The sequence below is a fragment of the Nitratireductor sp. XY-223 genome, from assembly GCF_004959855.1.
Taxonomy (GTDB): domain Bacteria; phylum Pseudomonadota; class Alphaproteobacteria; order Rhizobiales; family Rhizobiaceae; genus Hoeflea_A.
In genome coordinates, this window is the sequence record NZ_SPNT01000007.1 from 211,750 (window position 1) to 230,613 (window position 18,864).

Here is an 18,864-nt window from a genome sequence, read left to right on the forward strand (position 1 = left end):
CTATCCTCCGGTGTAAACGCGCTTCTCGCCCGCGGCCATCGCCGCAATCGCCGGCCAGTCCCAGTCGATCCCGATCCCCGGGGCCGAAGGCGGGCTTGCCCGTCCGCCCTTGATCTCGATGCGGGAAACGGTGATCTCGTCGAGCTGGGGGATATATTCCAGGATCGGTGCATTGGGCACGGCGCAGACCAGGCTGACATGCAGTTCCATCAGGAAATGCGGGCAGACCGACACGTTGTATGCCTCCGCCAGGTGGGCCACCTTCAACCAGGGCGTTATGCCGCCGACCCGTGCGACATCGACCTGGACGATCGAGCAGGCGCCCTGTTGCAGATAGTCCTTGAACTGGCTGACCGAGTAGAGGCTCTCGCCGACGGCGATCGGCACGCGCGAGCGGCCCGCAAGGGCGGCGTGGGCGCCGATATCGTCGGCCGGCAACGGCTCCTCGAACCAGCCGATATCGAGTTCGGCCAGCATGTCGGCGCGGCGCATCGCCTCCGACAACGAGAAGCACTGGTTGGCATCCGTCAGTATCCGGTACTCCTCGCCCACCGCCTCGCGCACCGCCGTCAGGCGCGCGCGATCTTGTGCGGCCGACGGTTTGCCGACCTTGAACTTGGAGCCACTGAAACCCTGCTCGCGCATGGCGATGGCGTCCTCCACCAGCGCTTCGGTCGCCAGTTGGAGCCAGCCGCCCTCGGTCGAATAAAGCGGCACCGAATGCTGTGCACCGCCGGCCATCCGCCATAGCGGTTGCGATGCCCGTTTGCAGCGCAGGTCCCACAGCGCCGTGTCGATGGCTGCGAGAGCGAGCGACGTGACGGCGCCGACCGCGGTCGCATGTGTCAGGAACAGAAGATCGCGCCAGATCGCCTCGATCTCCTCCGCCTCGCGCCCGATCAGCGCGGGCAGCAGGGTTTCGCCGAGCAGGCTCATTACCGCGCCGCCGCCGGTGCCGATCGTGTAGCAATAGCCCGTCCCAGTGGCCCCGTCGGCATCGGTGATGGTCAGGATCGGCGTTTCCTGGCTGACAAAGGTCTGGATCGCATCCTTGCGAACCACCTTCGGCGCCAGGTCGACCATGACTAGTTCTGCCCTTTCGATCCGCGCCATCAGCCGAGCCTCACGGATTTCTGCGTCTGCGCGTCGAAGAGATGGACCTTGTCGAGGGAGATGTTGAACGTCATCCGCTCACCCGGCGAAACGTCGCGCGGATCGAACATCTTGCCGAGCACCTCGCTGCCGTTGATGCGGGTGTAGAGGATCGTTTCCGTTCCGAGCAGTTCGGCAAGTTCGACGGTTAGCTCCACAGACGCCCTGTGGCCGTTTTCCGCGATGCCGTGCCCCTGGGGCGTCAGATCGTCGGGGCGCAGGCCGAAAACGACCTCCTGTCCTTCGCGCACATGGTTTTCCAGCCGCTCGGGGACCGGCAGGTGCGTGCCGTCGGACAGCCTGATTTTGTCGCCCGTGATCTGCGCGTCGATGAGGTTCATCGGCGGCGATCCGATGAAGCTGGCGACGAACGTGTTGAGCGGATGGTTGAACACCTCCATGGGGGTTCCGACCTGTTCGATCCAGCCGTCCTTCATGACGACGATACGATCGGCAAGGGTCATCGCCTCGACCTGGTCGTGGGTGACGTAAACCACCGTCGTCTTGACCCTCTGGTGCAGCTTCTTGATCTCGGTGCGCATCTGCACCCGCAGTTTCGCGTCGAGATTGGAAAGCGGTTCGTCGAACAGGAAGGCCTCGGGGTGGCGGACGATGGCGCGGCCCATGGCAACGCGCTGGCGCTGTCCGCCGGAGAGTTCCGCCGGCGTGCGTTCGAGCAGTTCCTCCAGGCCGAGAATCTCGGCGGCTTCGCGGACCCGGTCGGCGACCACCGCTTCCGGCTGCTTGGCGATTTTAAGGCCGAAACCGAGATTCTCCCGTACGCTCATATGCGGGTAGAGCGCGTAGTTCTGGAACACCATCGAGATGTTGCGCTTGCGCGGCGGCAGCTCGTTGACCACCTGCGGGCCGATGGAGATCGTTCCGTCGGAAATCTCCTCAAGGCCCGCGATCATCCGCAACGTGGTCGACTTTCCGCAACCGGACGGGCCGACGAGCACGACGAATTCGTTGTGCGCAATGTCGAGGCCGATGCCGTGCACGACCTCGAGCTGGCCGTATTTCTTGACAACGTTCTGTAGCTTGATTTCAGCCATCAATTATCCCTTCACGCCGCCGAATGTCAGGCCGCTTATGAGATGCTTCTGCACAATGAAAGTCAGGATCAGCGCCGGTACGATGATGATCACGGCCATTGCCGACATGCCGGCCCAGTCGATCGTGAACTGCGCGGTGAAATCCATCAGGCCGACCGGCAGCGTCTTGCTGTCCGTCGAACGGGTCAGCTGACTTGCAAGTGCATATTCGTTCCACGAGGTGAGGAATGCGAAGATCGCGGCGGAGGCGATGCCGGAGCGCGCCAGGGGGAATTCGATCTTCCAGAAAGCCTGCCAGCGCGTGCAGCCGTCGACCTGTGCGGCCTCCGACATTTCCTTGGGGATCTGGCGGAAAAAGCCGTCGATCAGCCAGATCGTGAACGGGATGTTGAGCGCTACATAGACGATGATCAGCCCCGGCTTGGTGTCGATGAGCCCGATCCGGCTCCAGATCATGAAGACCGGCAGCGACAGGGCGATGCCCGGCACCGTGCGCGACAGCATCAGGCCGAGGAAAATGCCGTCCTTGAAGCGGAAGCGGAAGCGGGCGAAGGCGTAGCCGCCGGACATGCCGATCAGAATGGCGATGGCCGTGCTGGTCAGCGCGATGATCAGGGAATTGGTGAAATAGGCCGGCACCGGTATCGCCACCTGCTCGGCGCCGAAACCGAATATCTGGGCGAAATTGTTGAGGCTGAGCTCCTCCGGGATCCAGACTGCCGGCTTGGCGAGAACCTCGCGGTTCGGACGGAAGCCGGTCAGCACGACCCACAGGCCGGGCATGCAGATGATCAGCATGAGCAGGAACGTCAGCGCCCATGTAACGGCCTTGCCGATCCTTTTCTTGAGGGCGGAACTCATCAGTTGGCTCCCCCCATGTAGCGGCGCGCGGCGATCAGCTTCCTGAAGAAATAGTAGGTGAATGCGATCGACAGCAGGATCGACACGTAGGCCATGGCATTGGCCTGTCCCATGCGCGAGTTGTCGTAGCCGACGCGGGCGATCAGCGTCCACAAGAGTTCGGTGCGCCCCGCCGGCCCGCCCCCGGTCATGACATCGACGATGTCATAGGCGCGCGCCACGTCGAGCGAGCGGATCGTCATGGCGATGAAGGCGAACGGCATCAGGAAGGGCAGCGTTATATGGCGGAACACCTGCCACGGGTTGCAGCCGTCGACCTTGGCCGCCTCGAGCGGGTCGCGCGGCATGGCGAAGAGCCCGGCGAGCAGAAGAATGGCGAAGATCGACGTGCTCATCCACACCTCGGCGACGATGATCGACCCCATGGCCAGGTGCTTGTCGACCAGCCAGGGAATGGCGCCGTCGCTCAGTCCGAGCGACTGCAGCGCGTTGTTCAAGACGCCGATATTGTCGTTGAAGATGAACTTGAACTGGTAGCCGACGAGGATCGGCGAAAACATCATCGGGAACATCATGATCGTGCGCAGGGTGCGCTGTCCCCAGGTGATCCTGTTGATCAGCAGCGCAATGCCGAGGCCGAACAGGAATTCAAGGTTCAGGGCAATGGTCAGGAACAGGACCGTTCGGCCGAAAGCGACCCAGAAGTCCCAATCGGTGAAAATGCGCTCGTAATTCCGGAAACCGACAAAGTTATAGAGGCTGTCCGGTCGGATCAGCCGGTAGCCGGTAAAGCTTGTGTAGAGTGAAAAGAGCAGCGGCAGCAAAACGACCAGCACAAGCGTGAGGATGGCCGGAAAGAGCAGAACGAACGGCGTGAAACTCTCGCGCTGCCAGAAGGGAAGTCGTTTTTCTATCTTTGCCATCGTCCTTCCCGTCGGCTCGGAGGTTGGTGCCGAATGGCGGCCGAGAGGCCGCCATCCGACTGGGAGGACATTAAAGATAGCCCGCATCTTCCATAATCTCACGCGCCGATTCAGCGGCTTCGTCGAGTGCTTCCTGCGGTGACATCTCACCGAGGATGGCGGCCTGCAGGCGCGGCCAGACTTCGTTCGACACTTCGATCCACTGGGGAATGAGCGGCGGTGTGAAGGCGTCTTCCGACATCGATTGCGAGTAGGTCTCGAAGACCGTCACCATGAAGTCGTTGCCGGCTCCGTCGAACTCAGCAATGGCCTCCTCCCAGACCTTCCCGCGGGTCGGCAGCAGGCCCTTGCGGGCTTCGATCATCTGCCGCTCATGCGAGGTCAGGAAAGAAACGAATGAGGCCGCGGCTTCCTTGTTGTCGCAGGTCTCGGTGATCGAGAACGTGTGGCTGCCGGACCATCCGCTGCGCTTGCCTCCGGATCCGACCGGCGCCCGCACCAGGCCGATATCCCCGGCGACCTTGGAATTCGCCGGATCGTTGAAGAAGGAGGCCCAGCCCGCCCAATCGAGATTGAGCGCGACGGTGCCCGATGCAAAACCCAGCCCCGTGTCGTCCCAGAGATAGTTGAGGACACCGGCCGGCACGGCCTTTGCGTCATAAAGGTCCTTGAACCACTGGACCGCGCGCACGCCCGCTTCGGAGTTGAAGGTCGGGTTCCAGTTCTCGTCGAAGAGCTGGCCGCCTTCCGCGATCAGCAACTCATAGAAGCGGCCGGTGATCGCCTCGTCCTTGCCGACATATTGCGTGCCGAAGAATTCCGGCGCGTTGGCGAAGAAAATGGCCTGGTCCTTGAACTGTTCCCAGGTCTCGGGCGGCGCGAGATCGTAGCCGTGTTTCTCCTTGAAGCGGTCCTTGTTGCCCTGGTCCGCATAGAGAGACTTCTTGTAGTAGAGATTGGAGATGTCCGAATGCCGCGGCAGTTGCACGAGGCGCCCGTCGACGGTCGAGTTTGCCAGCGCAAGCTCCTGGAACTCGGAAAGCGTCTCCTTCGGAATAACACCGTTGAGGTCGATATAGATGGTTCCGTATTGCGGCGCGAAGCTGGGGTGATTGGAGCCGACGCACCAGTCGAGCGTTCCGGCGGCTATGTCCTGCTTGATCTCGCGGTCGAGTTCGAAGTGGTTCTTGCGCGACAGGACATCGACCTTGGCACCGGTCATTTCCTCCCACTTCTCGATCTCGGCGTAGAGCGGCTCGTACTGGGCGCCGCCGATCAGCTTGACGCGCAGCGTGTAGCCGTCGAAATTGCCGTAATCGATATCCTCGGCGTTGACGGCGCCGGCCATCAGCAACGGTAGAGCCGTGGCCGCGGCCAGTAGTTTCAATCCTGCCTTTGTCATCGTTTCCTCCTTGGTACGATCGTTTGAACCCGTCAGTTTTGTTTTCCGGCGGACGTTCTGCCGCCGCCGGTTTCGCTGTCCGCCAGGACCGGTCCCGCCTCGAAGACCGTGTCGTTGTGCTGCCCGAGAACCGGTGCGGCCACAGGCGATTTCAGGGTGGCGGCGTTGATGCGTATCGGTGAGCGCACCGCAGTCAGCTCCAGACTCGCGTTGCGCCGGATGGTCTGTTCCAGATCGAGCGTGCGGTAGGCCTCGCTCTCAAGCATGTCCCGCCAGTCGAGAACCTCCGAACACCAGATGTCCGCCGGCTGCAGGACGGCCAGCCAGTCGGCCGTCGTCTTGAGCTTCAGGCGCTCTGCGATGGACCTCTTGATCTCGTCGCGATGGGTCAGGAGCGCATTCTTGTCGTCGAAGTGGTGCTCGAGGCCGTCGACACCGATGAGCTCTGCCAGGGCTTTCAGCGACGGGGTCATGGCTAGGGCGAGATAACCGTCGGCCGTTTCGTAGACTCCGTAGGGTGCGCCGAGATAGGCGTGCGCCCCGTTGAAGCCGCTGCGTTCGGGCGGCCTGTTGCCGTCGTTGAGATGGGTGGTGAGCACCTCGAACTGGAAATCGATCATCGCCTCGAAGAGGCTGGTTTCCACCTTGGCGCCCTTGCCGGTTATTCCGCGCCCGACCAGGGCCGCCAGCACACCTTGGGCGAGAGCATTGCCCGCCATCATGTCGGCGACCGCAAGCCCCATGGGCATCGGCGGATCGTCGCGGCTGCCGGTCAGCCACAAGAGCCCGGACCGCGCCTGGGCCAAGAGGTCCTGACCGGGCAGGTCCTTCCAGGGGCCGTCTTCGCCGTAGCCGGAGATCGATCCGTAGATTATGGCGGGATTGATCTTGCGTACATCCTCGTAGCCGAAACCCTGCCGCTCGATCACACCTGGCCGGAAATTCTGGATCATCACGTCCGCCGATTTCAATAGGTCAACCAGCTTTTGCCGGTCGTCCTCGTTGCGCAGGTCCGCCGTCACGCTCTCCTTGTTCCGGTTGATCGCGTGAAAGAGCGTGTTGTCCCCGTCGATGTCGGTATCCGTGAGATAGAGGTAGCGGCACAGGTCGCCGACACCCGGCCGCTCCACCTTGATGACACGGGCACCCAGGTCCGCCAGTTTCAGGGAACACACCGGCCCGGAAAGGAACTGGCTGAAATCGACCACGGTCAATCCGTTGAGCGGCCGGTCGGCCTGCGGCAGGTCTCTCATGACCGGCTCTCCAGATAGGCTGCCTGCAGGCGGTCGAGCGCGGTGCGGACGTCGATATCGCCGCGCAGGCATTCATGAACGATGTCCCCGGCATGATCCTGCAGGCGCATATAGCCGTCATAACGCGGGCGCAGCCACGCTGCCTCAAGGGTCTTGCGGGTGTTGCGGAAGAAATCGCGGGCGGCTGCATTGCAGCCGTCATCCTCCCAGGCAGCCGCGTTGGCCGGTTGCCCGCCGGAGGCGAAGTAAAGGCCGGTCTGGCACTGTGCGCCGGCGATCCAGAACGCGTAGTCGGCAGCGGTTTCTCCGTTGGCGGACACGGAGGAAACGGCGATGCCCGTACCGCCGATCACCGTGCCGCGCGGGCCGTTGTCGCCGATACCGGGGGCATCCGTGAATGTGATGGGAAAGCGGCAGTAGCCGCGGCGGCTGTAATTGGTGTAGCCGTAGCCGAAAGGCGCGTAGATCGGCCCGTCCGAGGTGCGGCCCATCCATTCGAGTATGCCGATGGGATCGAGCGACAGGCAGCGCGGGTCCATCAGGCCGACGATTTCTCGCATCAGTTCGAGTACCTGCTCGCCGTGTTCCCGTTCGATGAGAACATCGGGGTCCTCCGCGACGGCAAAGTCCATATTCCGGGCAAGGCCGAAGAAGGTCATCAACGCGTTGATCGGAATGAGCGCGAAGGCGACCCGGCCGCCATGGGCGAGTTCCACAACCTCGTTCCATCGCGTCGGCGCCGTGCCCAGCTGGTCCGATCGATAGGCGGCGACCGGCGTGGCGGCGTCGATCGCCAGCGCCCACTGGTGCCCGTCGAACGCGTAGGAACGGTGCGAGGCGCCGACCGAGCGGGCCGCCAGGGCTTCGAGTTCCCCTGCCCTGCCGAGCGTGTCGAGCGCCAGCAGATTTCCGCCACGGGCGACCTCGCCCACATGCGGATGATCGATGACCATCAAGTCGTATTCGCCGGCCATCGCTTCGATCGGACGGTCCGCAAATGCCTGAAGCGAGCGCTTTTCCCAGGTTATCGAGACGCCAGGATGCATCGCCGCAAATTCCCGCGACGTCGCAACCATCGGATCGTATCCGCGGCTGTGGTCCCAGGTCATGCCGCGAAGCTGGATTGCCTCACCCATTGGCGGTGACCTGTTTCTTCTTCTCTGCAAGGCTGGCGGCTTCGTCGGCAAAGGCCGCCGGATCGCGGTAGAGCGCGGTCATGAGATGTTCGCAGTAAAGCACGATCTCGCCATCGCCCTTGAAGACCGAGTAGCTGACGCGCACCTTGCCCATCTCCTCGTTCTTGACCTCTTTCGAGAGGTTCTCGCGGATCGTGTAGATGGTGTCACCGATGAAGACCGGGGCGATGAAGCGGAGCCGGTCGTAGCCGTAGGAAAACGAGTTCAGGCAATTGGTCGCGGCCAGGCCCAGCCCGTAGGAGAAAACCTGCGCGCCGGCCACCAGCCGTTTCCCGAAAACGCCCTCCTTCTCGGCAAAGCCCTGGTCGCCGACATAGGGATGCATGTCGAGCACCAGCGAATTGAAAAGCATCGCCTCGCCTTCGGAGATCGTGCGCCGGATCGAGCGGATCTTGTCGCCGACCTCGAAGTCCTCGAAGTACCAGTTCTCGGCATTCCAGACCGGGATATCGCAGTGGTCCTTGGGAAGTCCTGGCAGGGCCCGCGCATGAATACCAATCTCAGCCATTTCCCCTCCCCGGTCTTTCGTTGTGTCTCTTTATGATCCACGATAAATTTTATTTGTCAAACTCTTTTCTATATATAAAATACCCATTCACAAGCGATCCCGCTTCCCTGTTGCTGCCGACCGGAGGAAAAATGGAAAAGGAACAGTACTTTGAAGACTACGCCGTCGGTGACTCAAGGACGACGTTTGCGCGGACGATCACCGAGGCCGATATCGTCTTCCATGCCGGACACAGCGGCGATTTCTTTCCGCATCACATGGATGCCGAATTCTGCAAGACACAACCCTTCGGCCAGCGCGTGGCGCACGGGACAATGACCTTCGCCATCGGCATCGGCCTGACGGCAACGCAGATCAATCCGCGTGCCTTCACCTACGGGTACGAGCGCCTGCGCTTTCCAACGCCTGTCTATGCCGGCGATACGATCCGGACCACGGTGTCGATCGGCTCCAAAACCGACGATCCGAAACGTCCGGGATATGGCAAAGTGGTGGAAGTCTGCGAAACCAGAAAGCAGGATGGAACGACGGTAATGTACTGCGAGCATGTTTTGCTCGTGGAAAAGCGGGAGGATGACAAATGATCGCCGAGTTGAACCAGTCCTGGCCGGCCCCGTCGGCGCCGAAGCCGATCGTCATCATCGGCGCAGGCGGCATCATCCGCGATGCCCACCTGCCCGCCTACGCCAAGGCCGGACTGTCGGTCAGCGGCGTTACGGATGTCGATCCGGCCCGGGCCGAAGCGCTCGCAAGCGACTACGCCATTCCGGCCGTTTACGCCACCTTGTCGGACGCCGTGGCGGCCAACGGCACGAATGCGGTCTACGACATCGCAACGCCGCCCCACGTGATCGCCGACATCCTGCCCGGGCTTCCCGACGGCGCGGCGGTGCTCATCCAAAAGCCCATGGGCGCCGATCAGGACCAGGCGCGCGCTATCCGGCAGATCTGCCGCGACAGGCAACTCAAGGCCGCGATCAATTTCCAATTGCGCTTTTCGCCGATGATGATGGCCGCGAGGGATGCGATCCGCAAAGGGCTGATCGGCGACCTGCTGGAGATCGAGGTCCATCTGAACATCTTCACGCCGTGGACACTGTTCCCGTTTCTCATTCCGATGGAACGGGTGGAAATCGCCGTGCATTCCATCCACTATCTCGACACGATCCGCGCCCTGGCCGGCAATCCACAGGGCGTCTTTGCCCGCAGCATCGGCGATCCGCGGGCCGAGGATTTTGCCCAGACCCGAACCTCCGTCATCCTCGATTACGGCGACAGGCTGCGCGGCCTGATGTCGATCAACCATAACCACCAGGGCGGCCGCAAGTTCCAGTCGGCCTGGTTCCGCATCGAGGGAACCGAGGGGACCCTGATGGTCAAGCTCGGCGTCTGTTTCGACTATCCGAACGGCGAGGAGGACGAGTTCTGGTACTGCCCCAACGGCGGCGACTGGCAGCAGGTGCCGCTCGAGGGAAGCTGGTTCATCGATGCGTTCATGGGCACCATGCGCAACGTGCAGCGCTTCGACGCGGGTGAAGACAGCGCGCTGTTCGCTTCGGTCGAGGACGCCTACGAGACAATGGCGCTTGTCGAGGCCTGTTTCCAGGCCACGCAGGCGGCGCCGACACCGCTGCTGCTCGATTGACCACTATTCGGGAACGAACGCCCCGCCGCCGAGGCTCTTCGTGAGTTCCGCCGCCGTGCGGACCAGTTCCTGGCGGCAGTCCTCGAAAGTCAGCGTGTCGTGGTATTTCTCGATATGCGGGATCGTCAGCGCCGCAACGGCACGGCCGGAATGGTCGATCACCGGCGCCGAAACGTTGACGACACCGCGCACGACGAAGCTGTCGCGCACCTCGTGTCCCTGCTCGTTTATCTTCTTCAGATCCCCGCGCACCACTTTTTCGCTCATGCCGGCCGGCAGCGGAACGGCGCTGAAATACTCGTCCACCTCCTCCGCGGGAAGATAGGCCAGGATGACCCGCCCGGACGATGCCGACCAGAGATCGATCTTGGCACCGAGGCGCACGGTCATATTGTTGTTGCCGGGCGAATCCACCTGGCCGACGACCAGCACGCTGTCGGACGTCAGAATCGCCAGATGGGAAGACTGCTTGACGGTATTGACCATCGCCCGCATCAACGGGCCCGCAAAGGCCGTAAGGCGCCGGATTTTCGGGATGCGGTGGGAGATCTCAAACAGGAATGTCGTCAGCACGTAGCGGTCGCTGAGCGGCTCCTGCGCAACGTAGCCTCGCTCCATCAGGACGACCAGCATGCGGAAGATCTCGCTCACCGAACGGCCGAGCGCACGGGCGATTTCCGATTGGCTGAGCCCCGTCTCCTGGTCCGACAAAAGCTCGATGATATCGAGCCCCTTCTCCAGTGCCGGAGCCGAATAGTTCTGTTTTTTGACGGCCTTATCCATTGCTGCGTCCGTGCCGGCATGCATACCCGTTTGTCTGAGTCGCTATTGTCTAGGCTAACTCCGGCAGGATCAAGGGATACGCATCGCGAAACAGCCAATCCGGCGCGACGGCGAAGATGGTGGCCCTGTCACACGTTCAGCGGCCGTCAGGCACGCCGCACGCGCATCTTGACGAGTTTCGGCTCGAGATAGGCGTCCAGTCCCTCGGGGCCGAGTTCACGGCCGATGCCGCTCATCTTCCAGCCGCCGAACGGCGCCTGCAGCTCGCTGACATCGTTGACATTTATGCCGACGCCGCCGAACTCCAGCCGGTCGGCAACGCCCCAGAGCCGTTCAAGGTCCGCGCCGTAGAGATAGGCCGCCAGCCCGTATTCGAGGCTGTTGGCCATGGCGATCATCTGCGCATCCGTGTCGAACGCGGCAACGGCGGCCAGCGGGCCGTAGGTCTCGCTCGTCATCGGCAGGCTGTCGGCCGGCGCATCGTCGATGACCGTGGGCCTATAGAAGAAACCGCTGTCATAGGTCTCGCCGGCCGGGCGCTTGCCTCCAGCAGCAAGCCGCGCGCCCTTGTCGACGGCGTCGCGCTGATGCGCTTCCACACGGGCGATGACGGACTGGTTGAGGACCGGCCCGTATTCGACCCCCGCATCGACACCGTGGCCGAGCTGCGTGCCCTCGGCGAGATCCGCAAGGATCGCGACGAATTCATTGTGCACGCGCCGGTCCACCAGGATGCGGTTCACGGTGATGCAGATCTGTCCCATGTTGGAGAAGGCGCGCCGGTGCGCGGCCCGGGCCGCCGCCTCGAGATCGGCGTCCGCCATGACGACGAGCGGCGCGTTGCCACCCAGTTCCAGGCACAGTTTCTTCAGGTTCCCGGCTGCATTGCGCATGATGTCCTGGCCGGCGGGTATCGACGCGGTCGCAGAGATGACGCGAACCCTTGGATGGCGGGCAAGGGCCGCGCCGGCGACCGGTCCGTGCCCGGGCAGATCGGCGAGCGCACCGTCCGGCACCCCGGCCTCGTTGAGACAGTCGACCAGCATGCCGATCGCCAGCGGCGTCTCGGGCGGCGACTTGACGATAAGCGGACAACCGGCAGCGATGGCGGGACCCGCCTTCCAGCAATAGAGGTCGACCGGGTAGTTCCACGGAACGATCGCCGCGGCCACGCCGACGGGGTGATACGAGACGATGTTCTTGATCTCCGCTGCCATGGCCGGCCGCAGCGAACCGCCGATGCGCAGCGCCTCGGCCGCATAGTAGCGAAGCACCTTCGCGCCGAACAGAATTTCCTTGCGGTTGTCCGCAACCGGCTTGCCCTGCTCGCGGGTCAGGAGCACCGCCATATCCTCGACACGCGTTTCGATGAGGTCTGCGGCCCTTTCAAGAATGGCGGCCCGTTCCTCGGCCCGTAGTCCTGCCATGACAGGAGCCGCCGTCTCGGCCGCGGCGACGGCGTAGTCGACGGTTTCCGCATCGGCTAGAAGCGTCGAGCCAACCGGTTCCCCTGAGGCCGGATCGGTTATGTCGAAACGCTCCAGGGCCTCGGGAAAGCGCCATGCGCCGTCGATGAACAAACCACGATCCATGATGAAAGCGTCCTAGCGCATTTTCAGGCGTCGCCAGAGCTCCGCGTAATTGCGGTCGTTCTGTTGGTCCGCCTCGGCCTTCTCGGCCGTGTTGGGACTGACCATGACGAAAGGCTCGCAGCCCCGTTTGACCATGATCTCGGCGGTTGCGGCATTGATCGCCTGTCCGACGGCGATGGCGATCGAGGTGGACGTCGCGCCGACCCGGTATTTCAGGCCATCGATGGAAATGCCGGCGTCACCCATCGGCACGCCGGTGTCGATCACGACATCCGCCAGCTCGAACAGCCGCTTGCCGCAGGAGTGGCGCGACGGCGTCGACGAGGAATGCGGCACGGAGGTCACGCCGATGAGCTTCATGCCGTGCGCCTTGGCCCCGACCGCGATGTCGAGCGTCACCGCATTGAGGCCGGAATGGGAGAAGATCAGCATGGCATCGCCGGGATCGAGCTGATGCGAGGACAGGATCGCATCGCCATAGCCCTCGCGCCCGTGGATGAACCTGTACTGCCGTGCCCCGCCATCGCCCAGCACGCGGTGGAACGAGATCATCGTGCTTTCGACGATCGGCCGGAAACCGGTGACCGTTCCGGTGCGCGGGAACATCTCCATCGCCGCAAAGGAGCCGTGGCCGGTGCCGAAGGTAAAGACCAGCTTGTCGTTCATGATCGCCTCGGCGCAGATTTCGGCAGCGGCCTCGATGGCCGGGCCTTGCGTATCCGCGACCTTCTGCAGCCGTTCAATCACGGTGCCGAAATAGTCAGATGAAATGCTGCCCATCATCGTCCTCCATGCCAAGCCGGCACACATTTATTCAAGCGCGCACAGCCCGTTCAGCGCGATTTCAAACAATTGCCCTTCGCCGCGTGCGAGCGCCTCGGGATCCAGTTTTTCCTGCGTCAGCGCGTCCACCGTTCCGAGGCACAGCGTGGCGCAGGCGACATCGAGCGCGGCGGCGGCGGCCAGCAGTCCCGACGTTTCCATGTCGACCGCCAGGACACCCCTTTTCTTGAGCAGTTCCTTGTTGGCGGCGGCGCGTTCACGGCCGGCCGCGTCTATGCCGAACATGTCGCGGTAAAACGCGTCGTAGGTGGCATAAATGCCGTCCCGCACATTTTGCCCGGCTGCCTTCGCGGCCCCGTGAAGGGCATCGATCAGGCCGGCGTCCGCCGGATAGGGTGCATCGCCTGCAAGATAGGACGGGGATGTGCCGTCGAAGCCGAGGGCGGCGCTGCTGATGACGAAATCGCCGCCACGCGCCGGCGGAAAATACATGGCCGTTCCGATCCTCAGGAACCGCCTGATACCGAGATCGGCAAGTTCGTGCAGCACGATCGTGGCGATCGGTGCGCCCATGCCGAAGGCGGCAACCGTCAGGGCCCTGCCCCGGAAACTTCCGGTGACGGATTTGAGCCCGCGCGACACGGGCAGGAACCGCGGCGCCTCCAGCAGTTTCGCGATGCGGTCCACCCGGTCCGGGTCGCCGATCAGCACGGCGCGGTCGCCTACATCATCGGCCGAATATCCGAGGTACCAGGCCTTCTTCATGGGATTTGCCTTTCCAGCCGCCGTTTCAGCATCTTTCGCGCCATATCGAGGCCGATCTGCACCGCTGCGCGCGGATCCGTTGTCCCCGCCATTTCGGCGGCCACGAACCCGCCGGCCAGCGTGTCGCCCGCGCCGGTCGTGTCGCGGACGGGCAGCGGCACCACCTTCAGCGATTGCACCTGGCCGTTGCGTTCGACGGTAATCCCGTCCGGCCCGCGCGTCTCGACGATGAGTGTGTCGCGCCCTACGTCCCAGACGAGGCCGCGCTCCGAACTGTTGCAGAATATGACGTCGGCGATGTCCGAGATCTGCGCGCAGATATCGGGGGTGAAGCAGCGCGCATCGTTCTTGACCACCCAGTAAAGCCGGGCATCCCTGTTCCGGCACGCGAGTATCTCCCGCGTCAGGTGCGGCGGCCCGACCGAGATGCACAGATGGGTCGCCGACCCGATGAGACCGCGCTGGGCCTCGGTCAGTTCCTCGTCGCCGGCAAACACCGGATCGAACAGGCAGGCGCAGGTGCCGTCATCCTGATAGGCAAGGATCGCCGTCGGCGCACGTGGCGACGGCAGTCGGGCGATCCCGCGTGTGTCCGCGCCGGCATTGTCCAGCGTCTCGACATAATGCTCGCTCTCGGCACCGGTGCCGACCCAGGTGACGGGCAAAACGGGCCCGCTTCTTCCGGCCACCGCCAGCGCCATATAGGCGGGACATCCGCCGATGCGCGGCCAGGCAGCCGGGTCGCGGTGGTCGATCAGCGTCGTCTGATCGCCGCCGATCTGTCCGGCAAGGCCGACCGGGTAGTCGAGGCTGGCATAGCCGGTGACCGCCAGCATGGTCATGACAGCATCTCCACCGCCTCGTCCGTTGAGACCAGACGGCCCATATAGCGCTCCATGTCCTCCAACGACGCTTTCGCAAGGTGGTCCCGGTTCGAATTTGTCGCGTCCTTGACGACGCAGACCTCAAAACCGTTGGCAAAGGCATCCTGCGCGGTCGCCCGGACGCAGACATTGGTCTTCACCCCGCACAGCACCACCTGCTCCACCGCCTGCTCATTGAGAAACAGCGCCAGCTCGGTTGCGAAGAAGGCACTGAAGCGCCGTTTGACGATCTCGATTTCATGGCGCTTTCCGGTCGGGCCGAATCCGTCGAAATACGCGGCGTTGAAACCGCCGCTCACGCAGTGGCGCGGCAGCCGCTTCTGCTCGAAATCCTCAAAACCGTCGCGGTGCCGGTCGGCAACATGCACGACCGGTGTGCGCGAGGCTCCGGCAGCGGCGATGAGACGCTTGACGTTGCCTGTCACATCGGCGGCCGCCGGATAATAATTCTCGCCGTCCGGGTGCAGGAAGGAGTTCTGCATGTCGATTACGATGAGTGCCGACTTCATGGGGCCACAGCCTTTCTGCGATGATTGCGCCATCCTGCGATACACAGTGCGACGAGTACCATGAGATAGGGTATCGTGCCGATGAGCTTCGGCGGCAGACCCGCCGTCTGCATGCGGATCTGGGTGGCGTCGAGGAAACCGAACAGCAGGCACACCAAGGCGGTCGCGATCGGCCGGTCGCGGCCGAAATAGAATGCTGCCAGCGCGATAAAGCCGCGGCCCGCCGTCAGCCCCTCATTGAACAGGCCGATGGAGGCCAACGCCAGGTGGGCGCCGCCGAGTCCGGAGAAGAAACCGGCGAACGCGGTTGAAAAATCCTGCACATTGCGGCCCGATATGCCCATCGCACGGGCCACTTGCGGCGCGTTGCCGGTGGCGCGCACCCAAAGGCCGATGCGCGTGTTCGCCAGCAAAAACGGCAGCGCGAAGACGGTCAGCCAGGCAAAAACGGTCAGCGGCTCCAGCTCCGACAGCGCAAGTCCGAACAGCGGAATCGACGACACGGAATCAGGCAGGAATTTCGGCAGCAGCTGCACGTCGGGAAGCCGCAGCGTGCCGCTGGAATCGTAGACCCAGTTGAGCACGAAACCGATCAGGCCGGCGACCAGAACATTCAGGCCGAGCCCGGCGACGATCATGTTGGCGTTGGCCCGGGTGATCACCAGGGAGAACAGATAGCCGATGACGGCGCCCGCGACAGCGGCCGCGACGACGGCAAAGAACCAGCCGCCGGTCATCGAAGAGACGATGACCGCGACGAAGGCGCCGGCGAGCATCTTGGCATCGAGCGCGATATTGACGATGCCGCCCTGGCGATTGACCAGGCCGCCCATCGCCGCGAGCAGGATGGGTGTCGTCAGCGTCAGCGACGCGGCAATGACCTGGTCGATGATCATCGGCGCGCCCTCCACCGCGAGAGGCTGATCCGGCCGAGTTCGACAACCGCGAAGATCATCACTGTGCCTTCGATGATGTTGACGATATCAAGGGGGATATCGGAGAAGAGCTGGACGGTGGTGCCGGCAGAGGCCAGCGCGCCGAACAGCACCGCGCCGAGGAAGATCCCGACGGCGTTGTTGCGGCCGAGCAGCGCGACCGCCATCCCGGTGAAGCCGTAACCGGGCGAAAAGCCGTCGGCAAACCGGTGCAGCTGGCCAAGCGCGTGGGATCCGCCACCGAGGCCGGAAATGACGCCCGAAAGTACCATCACCAAGATGATGGTCGCCGGTATTGAAATGCCGACGGCACTCGAAAAACGCTTGCTCTGGCCGACCAGCGCGGCCTCGAAACCCGAAGGCGTCCGGCGTGCCCATATGCCGTAAAGGACAACGACCAAAATGCCGACCAGAAAGCCCGCGTGCAGGGTCGATGGCGGCAGCAGCCGCGGCAGCTGCGCCGCCTCGTGGACCAGCGGCGTGACGTTGTTTCCGGAGATCTCGGAAAGCAGCGGACCGTTAACGAGGTATCCCGTGATGCCGAAGGCGACGAAGTTCAGCATCAGCGTCGAGACGACCTCGTCGACCTCGTAGCGCGCCAGCAGGAAGCCCGGAACATAGAGCCAGATCGCCGAGACGATGGCGGCAAAGCCGAATGCGAGCGGTATGAGCGTGGGGCCCAGCGCAGCCGGAAGGGTGAAGCCGATGAACGCGGCGCAAAGTCCGCCAACGACGAATGCGCCCTCAACACCCACATTGAAGACGCCGGAACGGAAACAGATCGCGGTGGCGACCCCGGTGAAGAGCAGCGGCGTGGCGGCGGACAGCGTCGCCGCGATGCGCCGCTGCGTGCCGAAGGATTCGGCGAACATCAGCGCGAAGACGTCGATCGGGTTCTCACCGATGAGCAACAGCACGAACGCGGCCACCACAAGGGCCACGAGGAAGGGAAAGGCGAGGCCGACGCCCCTGTCGAGCCAGCCCTCGAAAAGCGGTCGCCGGATGCTTGCCTCTTCAGCCATCGCCCGCTCCCTGCATCACCATCAGCCTTCCGATCCGGCCGATATCGGCATCCGCGGCACTTGTCTCGCCGACGATCGCCCCGTCCGCCATCACAAGAATGCGATCCGACAGGGACAGGATTTCATCGAGTTCTTCCGAAACCAGCAGCACCGATCCGCCGGAGGCGCGAAACTCGGACAGAATGCCGTGGATGGCGGCAATGCCCACAAGATCGACGCCCCGGGTCGGCTGCGAGACAATCAGAAGGCCGGGCTTGGAAGCGATTTCCCGCGCAAAGACCAGCCGCTGCTGATTGCCGCCGGAAAGGTCGCCGGCGGCGTCGCCGAGCCCGCCGTAGCGCACGCCGATGAAGGCGAGGCGCTCCTCGGCAACGCGACGCATGGCGCCCCGGTCGAAGAAGCTGCCCTTGCGCACCGGCGGCTTGCGCTGGCTGCCGGCGATCACATTGGCTTCCACCGATGCTTCCAGCGCCAGGCCCTCGTGCCGCCGGTCGGCGCTCACATAGCCCATGCCGAGGGTGCGCCTTTGCCGGTTGGACAGATGCGTGATGTCCTGTCCGGCGAACGAAACCGTGCCGCCGTCAACCGCGCGCAGTCCGACAAGGCACTCGACCAGTTCGTTCTGCCCGTTGCCGCTGACGCCAGCGAGGCCGACGATCTCGCCGGCGCGGACGTTAAAGTCGACACCGTGCAGCGGATGGGATTTTTCGACGACCGGCGTGGTCAGGCCCCTGACCTCCATCACGACGTCTCCCGAAACACCGTGCCGGGTTTCCGGCGTCGCGGCGGCTACCGGAAGGGCGCCCTGCCCGCCGACCATGTGGCCGGCGATCGTGCCGGCGTCGGTGTCGGCAACCAAGCTGCAATACTGCACCTCGCCGCGCCGGATGACGGTGACCCGGTCGGCCAGCGCCATCACTTCTCTCAGCTTGTGGCTGATGAACAGGATGGTGGTGCCGTTGTCGCGCAGGCTTTTTAAGAGTTCGAACAGGTCATCGACCTGTTGCGGCGCCAGGACGGCGGTCGGCTCATCAAGGATGAGAATGCGCGTGCCGCGTCTCAAAAGCCGGATGATCTCAACAAATTGCTGGATATGGACGGGCGTGTTGCGGGCCGTGCGGCTCCAGTCGACATGGGCCGCTGTTTCCCGCGCCAGCCGCTCGCCGGATTCGAGCGCTGCGCGCCAGTCGATCGGCGACGCCGGACCGAGGGTGCGTGTGACGGGCTCGTCTCCAAGCACCAGGTTTTCAAGCAGCGTGAGATCGGGCGCCAGCATGAATTCCTGGTGCACCATGCCGATGCCGAGCGCGAACGCCCTTTGCGGGCCGGTCAGTTCGACCGGCCTGTCGTCAACGACGATGCGGCCGCTGTCGGGCTGCTCGATGCCCTGCAGGATGCGCATGAGCGTCGACTTTCCGGCGCCGTTCTCACCGACAATGGCGTGGATTTCGCCGGGCGCGACGGCGATCGATACATCGCGGTTGGCCTCGACACTGCCGTAGCGCTTGCAAATCCCTTCGGCGCCAAGCCGCACGGAGACCTTTTTCGGATCTTCTGGCAGCGCGTTCTCAACGTTCATCGAACATCTTTCGGACA

General features: G+C 63.5%; 19 protein-coding genes. 2 read left to right on the top strand and 17 right to left on the bottom strand.

Features of this window, described 5'->3' with window-relative positions; all coding sequences use genetic code 11:
• The 8 genes from E4M07_RS21820 to E4M07_RS21855 all read right to left on the bottom strand — a co-directional run bounded on the left by E4M07_RS21820 (position 1) and on the right by E4M07_RS21855 (position 8,350).
• Positions 1 to 1,113 carry a mandelate racemase/muconate lactonizing enzyme family protein gene (locus E4M07_RS21820; protein ID WP_136660515.1) on the bottom strand — a complete coding sequence of 371 codons (1,113 nt, stop codon included), beginning with the start codon at positions 1,111 to 1,113 and terminating at the stop codon, positions 1 to 3.
• Positions 1,113 to 2,207 carry a sn-glycerol-3-phosphate ABC transporter ATP-binding protein UgpC gene (gene ugpC / locus E4M07_RS21825; protein WP_136660516.1) on the bottom strand — a complete coding sequence of 365 codons (1,095 nt, stop codon included), beginning with the start codon at positions 2,205 to 2,207 and terminating at the stop codon, positions 1,113 to 1,115. The genes E4M07_RS21820 and ugpC overlap by 1 nt, the downstream gene beginning before the upstream one ends.
• Before the next feature lie 3 nt (positions 2,208 to 2,210).
• Complete coding sequence (locus E4M07_RS21830) at positions 2,211 to 3,068, bottom strand: carbohydrate ABC transporter permease (RefSeq protein WP_136660517.1); 858 nt, start codon at positions 3,066 to 3,068, stop codon at positions 2,211 to 2,213.
• Positions 3,068 to 3,991 (bottom strand): sugar ABC transporter permease, encoded by a 924-nt coding sequence (locus tag E4M07_RS21835; protein ID WP_136660518.1) that lies wholly within the window; start codon positions 3,989 to 3,991, stop codon positions 3,068 to 3,070. The genes E4M07_RS21830 and E4M07_RS21835 overlap by 1 nt, the downstream gene beginning before the upstream one ends.
• Before the next feature lie 70 nt (positions 3,992 to 4,061).
• Positions 4,062 to 5,393, bottom strand: a complete 1,332-nt coding sequence (locus E4M07_RS21840; RefSeq protein ID WP_136660519.1) for a sugar ABC transporter substrate-binding protein — start codon at positions 5,391 to 5,393, stop codon at positions 4,062 to 4,064.
• A 32-nt stretch (positions 5,394 to 5,425) separates the two neighbouring features.
• On the bottom strand, positions 5,426 to 6,646 hold the full coding sequence (locus E4M07_RS21845) for a CaiB/BaiF CoA-transferase family protein (protein ID WP_206057343.1): 1,221 nt from the start codon (positions 6,644 to 6,646) through the stop codon (positions 5,426 to 5,428).
• The gene (locus E4M07_RS21850) at positions 6,643 to 7,782 is read right to left on the bottom strand and encodes an ABC transporter substrate-binding protein (protein WP_136660520.1); all 1,140 of its coding nucleotides are present in this window, start codon (positions 7,780 to 7,782) and stop codon (positions 6,643 to 6,645) included. Before E4M07_RS21850 ends, E4M07_RS21845 begins: the two co-directional genes overlap by 4 nt.
• Positions 7,775 to 8,350: a MaoC family dehydratase gene (locus tag E4M07_RS21855; RefSeq protein WP_136660521.1), complete on the bottom strand. Its 576-nt coding sequence runs from the start codon at positions 8,348 to 8,350 to the stop codon at positions 7,775 to 7,777. The genes E4M07_RS21850 and E4M07_RS21855 overlap by 8 nt, the downstream gene beginning before the upstream one ends.
• A 131-nt stretch (positions 8,351 to 8,481) precedes the next feature.
• On the opposite strand from E4M07_RS21855, the gene E4M07_RS21860 reads away from it, so the two are divergent.
• On the top strand, positions 8,482 to 8,934 hold the full coding sequence (locus E4M07_RS21860) for a MaoC/PaaZ C-terminal domain-containing protein (RefSeq protein ID WP_136660589.1): 453 nt from the start codon (positions 8,482 to 8,484) through the stop codon (positions 8,932 to 8,934).
• Complete coding sequence (locus E4M07_RS21865; RefSeq protein WP_136660522.1) at positions 8,931 to 9,995, top strand: Gfo/Idh/MocA family oxidoreductase; 1,065 nt, start codon at positions 8,931 to 8,933, stop codon at positions 9,993 to 9,995. Before E4M07_RS21860 ends, E4M07_RS21865 begins: the two co-directional genes overlap by 4 nt.
• 3 nt (positions 9,996 to 9,998) lie before the next feature.
• On the opposite strand, the gene E4M07_RS21870 is transcribed toward E4M07_RS21865, so the two are convergent.
• The 9 genes from E4M07_RS21870 to E4M07_RS21910 all read right to left on the bottom strand — a co-directional run bounded on the left by E4M07_RS21870 (position 9,999) and on the right by E4M07_RS21910 (position 18,847).
• On the bottom strand, positions 9,999 to 10,778 hold the full coding sequence (locus tag E4M07_RS21870) for an IclR family transcriptional regulator (RefSeq protein ID WP_169054339.1): 780 nt from the start codon (positions 10,776 to 10,778) through the stop codon (positions 9,999 to 10,001).
• Between the two features lie 146 nt (positions 10,779 to 10,924).
• On the bottom strand, positions 10,925 to 12,370 hold the full coding sequence (locus tag E4M07_RS21875) for an aldehyde dehydrogenase family protein (protein ID WP_136660524.1): 1,446 nt from the start codon (positions 12,368 to 12,370) through the stop codon (positions 10,925 to 10,927).
• A 12-nt stretch (positions 12,371 to 12,382) separates the two neighbouring features.
• Positions 12,383 to 13,150 carry an SIS domain-containing protein gene (locus E4M07_RS21880; protein ID WP_136660525.1) on the bottom strand — a complete coding sequence of 256 codons (768 nt, stop codon included), beginning with the start codon at positions 13,148 to 13,150 and terminating at the stop codon, positions 12,383 to 12,385.
• 30 nt (positions 13,151 to 13,180) lie between these two features.
• Positions 13,181 to 13,918, bottom strand: a complete 738-nt coding sequence (locus tag E4M07_RS21885) for a nucleoside phosphorylase (RefSeq protein ID WP_136660526.1) — start codon at positions 13,916 to 13,918, stop codon at positions 13,181 to 13,183.
• The gene (locus E4M07_RS21890) at positions 13,915 to 14,760 is read right to left on the bottom strand and encodes a PfkB family carbohydrate kinase (protein WP_136660527.1); all 846 of its coding nucleotides are present in this window, start codon (positions 14,758 to 14,760) and stop codon (positions 13,915 to 13,917) included. The genes E4M07_RS21885 and E4M07_RS21890 overlap by 4 nt, the downstream gene beginning before the upstream one ends.
• On the bottom strand, positions 14,757 to 15,311 hold the full coding sequence (locus tag E4M07_RS21895; RefSeq protein ID WP_136660528.1) for an isochorismatase family cysteine hydrolase: 555 nt from the start codon (positions 15,309 to 15,311) through the stop codon (positions 14,757 to 14,759). Before E4M07_RS21895 ends, E4M07_RS21890 begins: the two co-directional genes overlap by 4 nt.
• Complete coding sequence (locus E4M07_RS21900; RefSeq protein WP_246660549.1) at positions 15,308 to 16,207, bottom strand: ABC transporter permease; 900 nt, start codon at positions 16,205 to 16,207, stop codon at positions 15,308 to 15,310. The genes E4M07_RS21895 and E4M07_RS21900 overlap by 4 nt, the downstream gene beginning before the upstream one ends.
• On the bottom strand, positions 16,204 to 17,268 hold the full coding sequence (locus E4M07_RS21905; RefSeq protein ID WP_136660529.1) for an ABC transporter permease: 1,065 nt from the start codon (positions 17,266 to 17,268) through the stop codon (positions 16,204 to 16,206). Before E4M07_RS21905 ends, E4M07_RS21900 begins: the two co-directional genes overlap by 4 nt.
• Positions 17,261 to 18,847: an ABC transporter ATP-binding protein gene (locus E4M07_RS21910; RefSeq protein ID WP_136660530.1), complete on the bottom strand. Its 1,587-nt coding sequence runs from the start codon at positions 18,845 to 18,847 to the stop codon at positions 17,261 to 17,263. Before E4M07_RS21910 ends, E4M07_RS21905 begins: the two co-directional genes overlap by 8 nt.
• Positions 18,848 to 18,864: the final 17 nt, after the last annotated feature.

What these genes read in the sequence shown, in the direction of transcription:
- E4M07_RS21820 (WP_136660515.1), bottom strand. Translation starts at nt 1,113, where the DNA reads ATGGCGCGGATCGAAAGGGCAGAACTAGTCATGGTCGACCTGGCGCCG.
- ugpC (WP_136660516.1), bottom strand. Translation starts at nt 2,207, where the DNA reads ATGGCTGAAATCAAGCTACAGAACGTTGTCAAGAAATACGGCCAGCTC.
- E4M07_RS21830 (WP_136660517.1), bottom strand. Translation starts at nt 3,068, where the DNA reads ATGAGTTCCGCCCTCAAGAAAAGGATCGGCAAGGCCGTTACATGGGCG.
- E4M07_RS21835 (WP_136660518.1), bottom strand. Translation starts at nt 3,991, where the DNA reads ATGGCAAAGATAGAAAAACGACTTCCCTTCTGGCAGCGCGAGAGTTTC.
- E4M07_RS21840 (WP_136660519.1), bottom strand. Translation starts at nt 5,393, where the DNA reads ATGACAAAGGCAGGATTGAAACTACTGGCCGCGGCCACGGCTCTACCG.
- E4M07_RS21845 (WP_206057343.1), bottom strand. Translation starts at nt 6,646, where the DNA reads ATGAGAGACCTGCCGCAGGCCGACCGGCCGCTCAACGGATTGACCGTG.
- E4M07_RS21850 (WP_136660520.1), bottom strand. Translation starts at nt 7,782, where the DNA reads ATGGGTGAGGCAATCCAGCTTCGCGGCATGACCTGGGACCACAGCCGC.
- E4M07_RS21855 (WP_136660521.1), bottom strand. Translation starts at nt 8,350, where the DNA reads ATGGCTGAGATTGGTATTCATGCGCGGGCCCTGCCAGGACTTCCCAAG.
- E4M07_RS21860 (WP_136660589.1), top strand. Translation starts at nt 8,482, where the DNA reads ATGGAAAAGGAACAGTACTTTGAAGACTACGCCGTCGGTGACTCAAGG.
- E4M07_RS21865 (WP_136660522.1), top strand. Translation starts at nt 8,931, where the DNA reads ATGATCGCCGAGTTGAACCAGTCCTGGCCGGCCCCGTCGGCGCCGAAG.
- E4M07_RS21870 (WP_169054339.1), bottom strand. Translation starts at nt 10,778, where the DNA reads ATGGATAAGGCCGTCAAAAAACAGAACTATTCGGCTCCGGCACTGGAG.
- E4M07_RS21875 (WP_136660524.1), bottom strand. Translation starts at nt 12,370, where the DNA reads ATGGATCGTGGTTTGTTCATCGACGGCGCATGGCGCTTTCCCGAGGCC.
- E4M07_RS21880 (WP_136660525.1), bottom strand. Translation starts at nt 13,150, where the DNA reads ATGGGCAGCATTTCATCTGACTATTTCGGCACCGTGATTGAACGGCTG.
- E4M07_RS21885 (WP_136660526.1), bottom strand. Translation starts at nt 13,918, where the DNA reads ATGAAGAAGGCCTGGTACCTCGGATATTCGGCCGATGATGTAGGCGAC.
- E4M07_RS21890 (WP_136660527.1), bottom strand. Translation starts at nt 14,760, where the DNA reads ATGACCATGCTGGCGGTCACCGGCTATGCCAGCCTCGACTACCCGGTC.
- E4M07_RS21895 (WP_136660528.1), bottom strand. Translation starts at nt 15,311, where the DNA reads ATGAAGTCGGCACTCATCGTAATCGACATGCAGAACTCCTTCCTGCAC.
- E4M07_RS21900 (WP_246660549.1), bottom strand. Translation starts at nt 16,207, where the DNA reads ATGATCATCGACCAGGTCATTGCCGCGTCGCTGACGCTGACGACACCC.
- E4M07_RS21905 (WP_136660529.1), bottom strand. Translation starts at nt 17,268, where the DNA reads ATGGCTGAAGAGGCAAGCATCCGGCGACCGCTTTTCGAGGGCTGGCTC.
- E4M07_RS21910 (WP_136660530.1), bottom strand. Translation starts at nt 18,847, where the DNA reads ATGAACGTTGAGAACGCGCTGCCAGAAGATCCGAAAAAGGTCTCCGTG.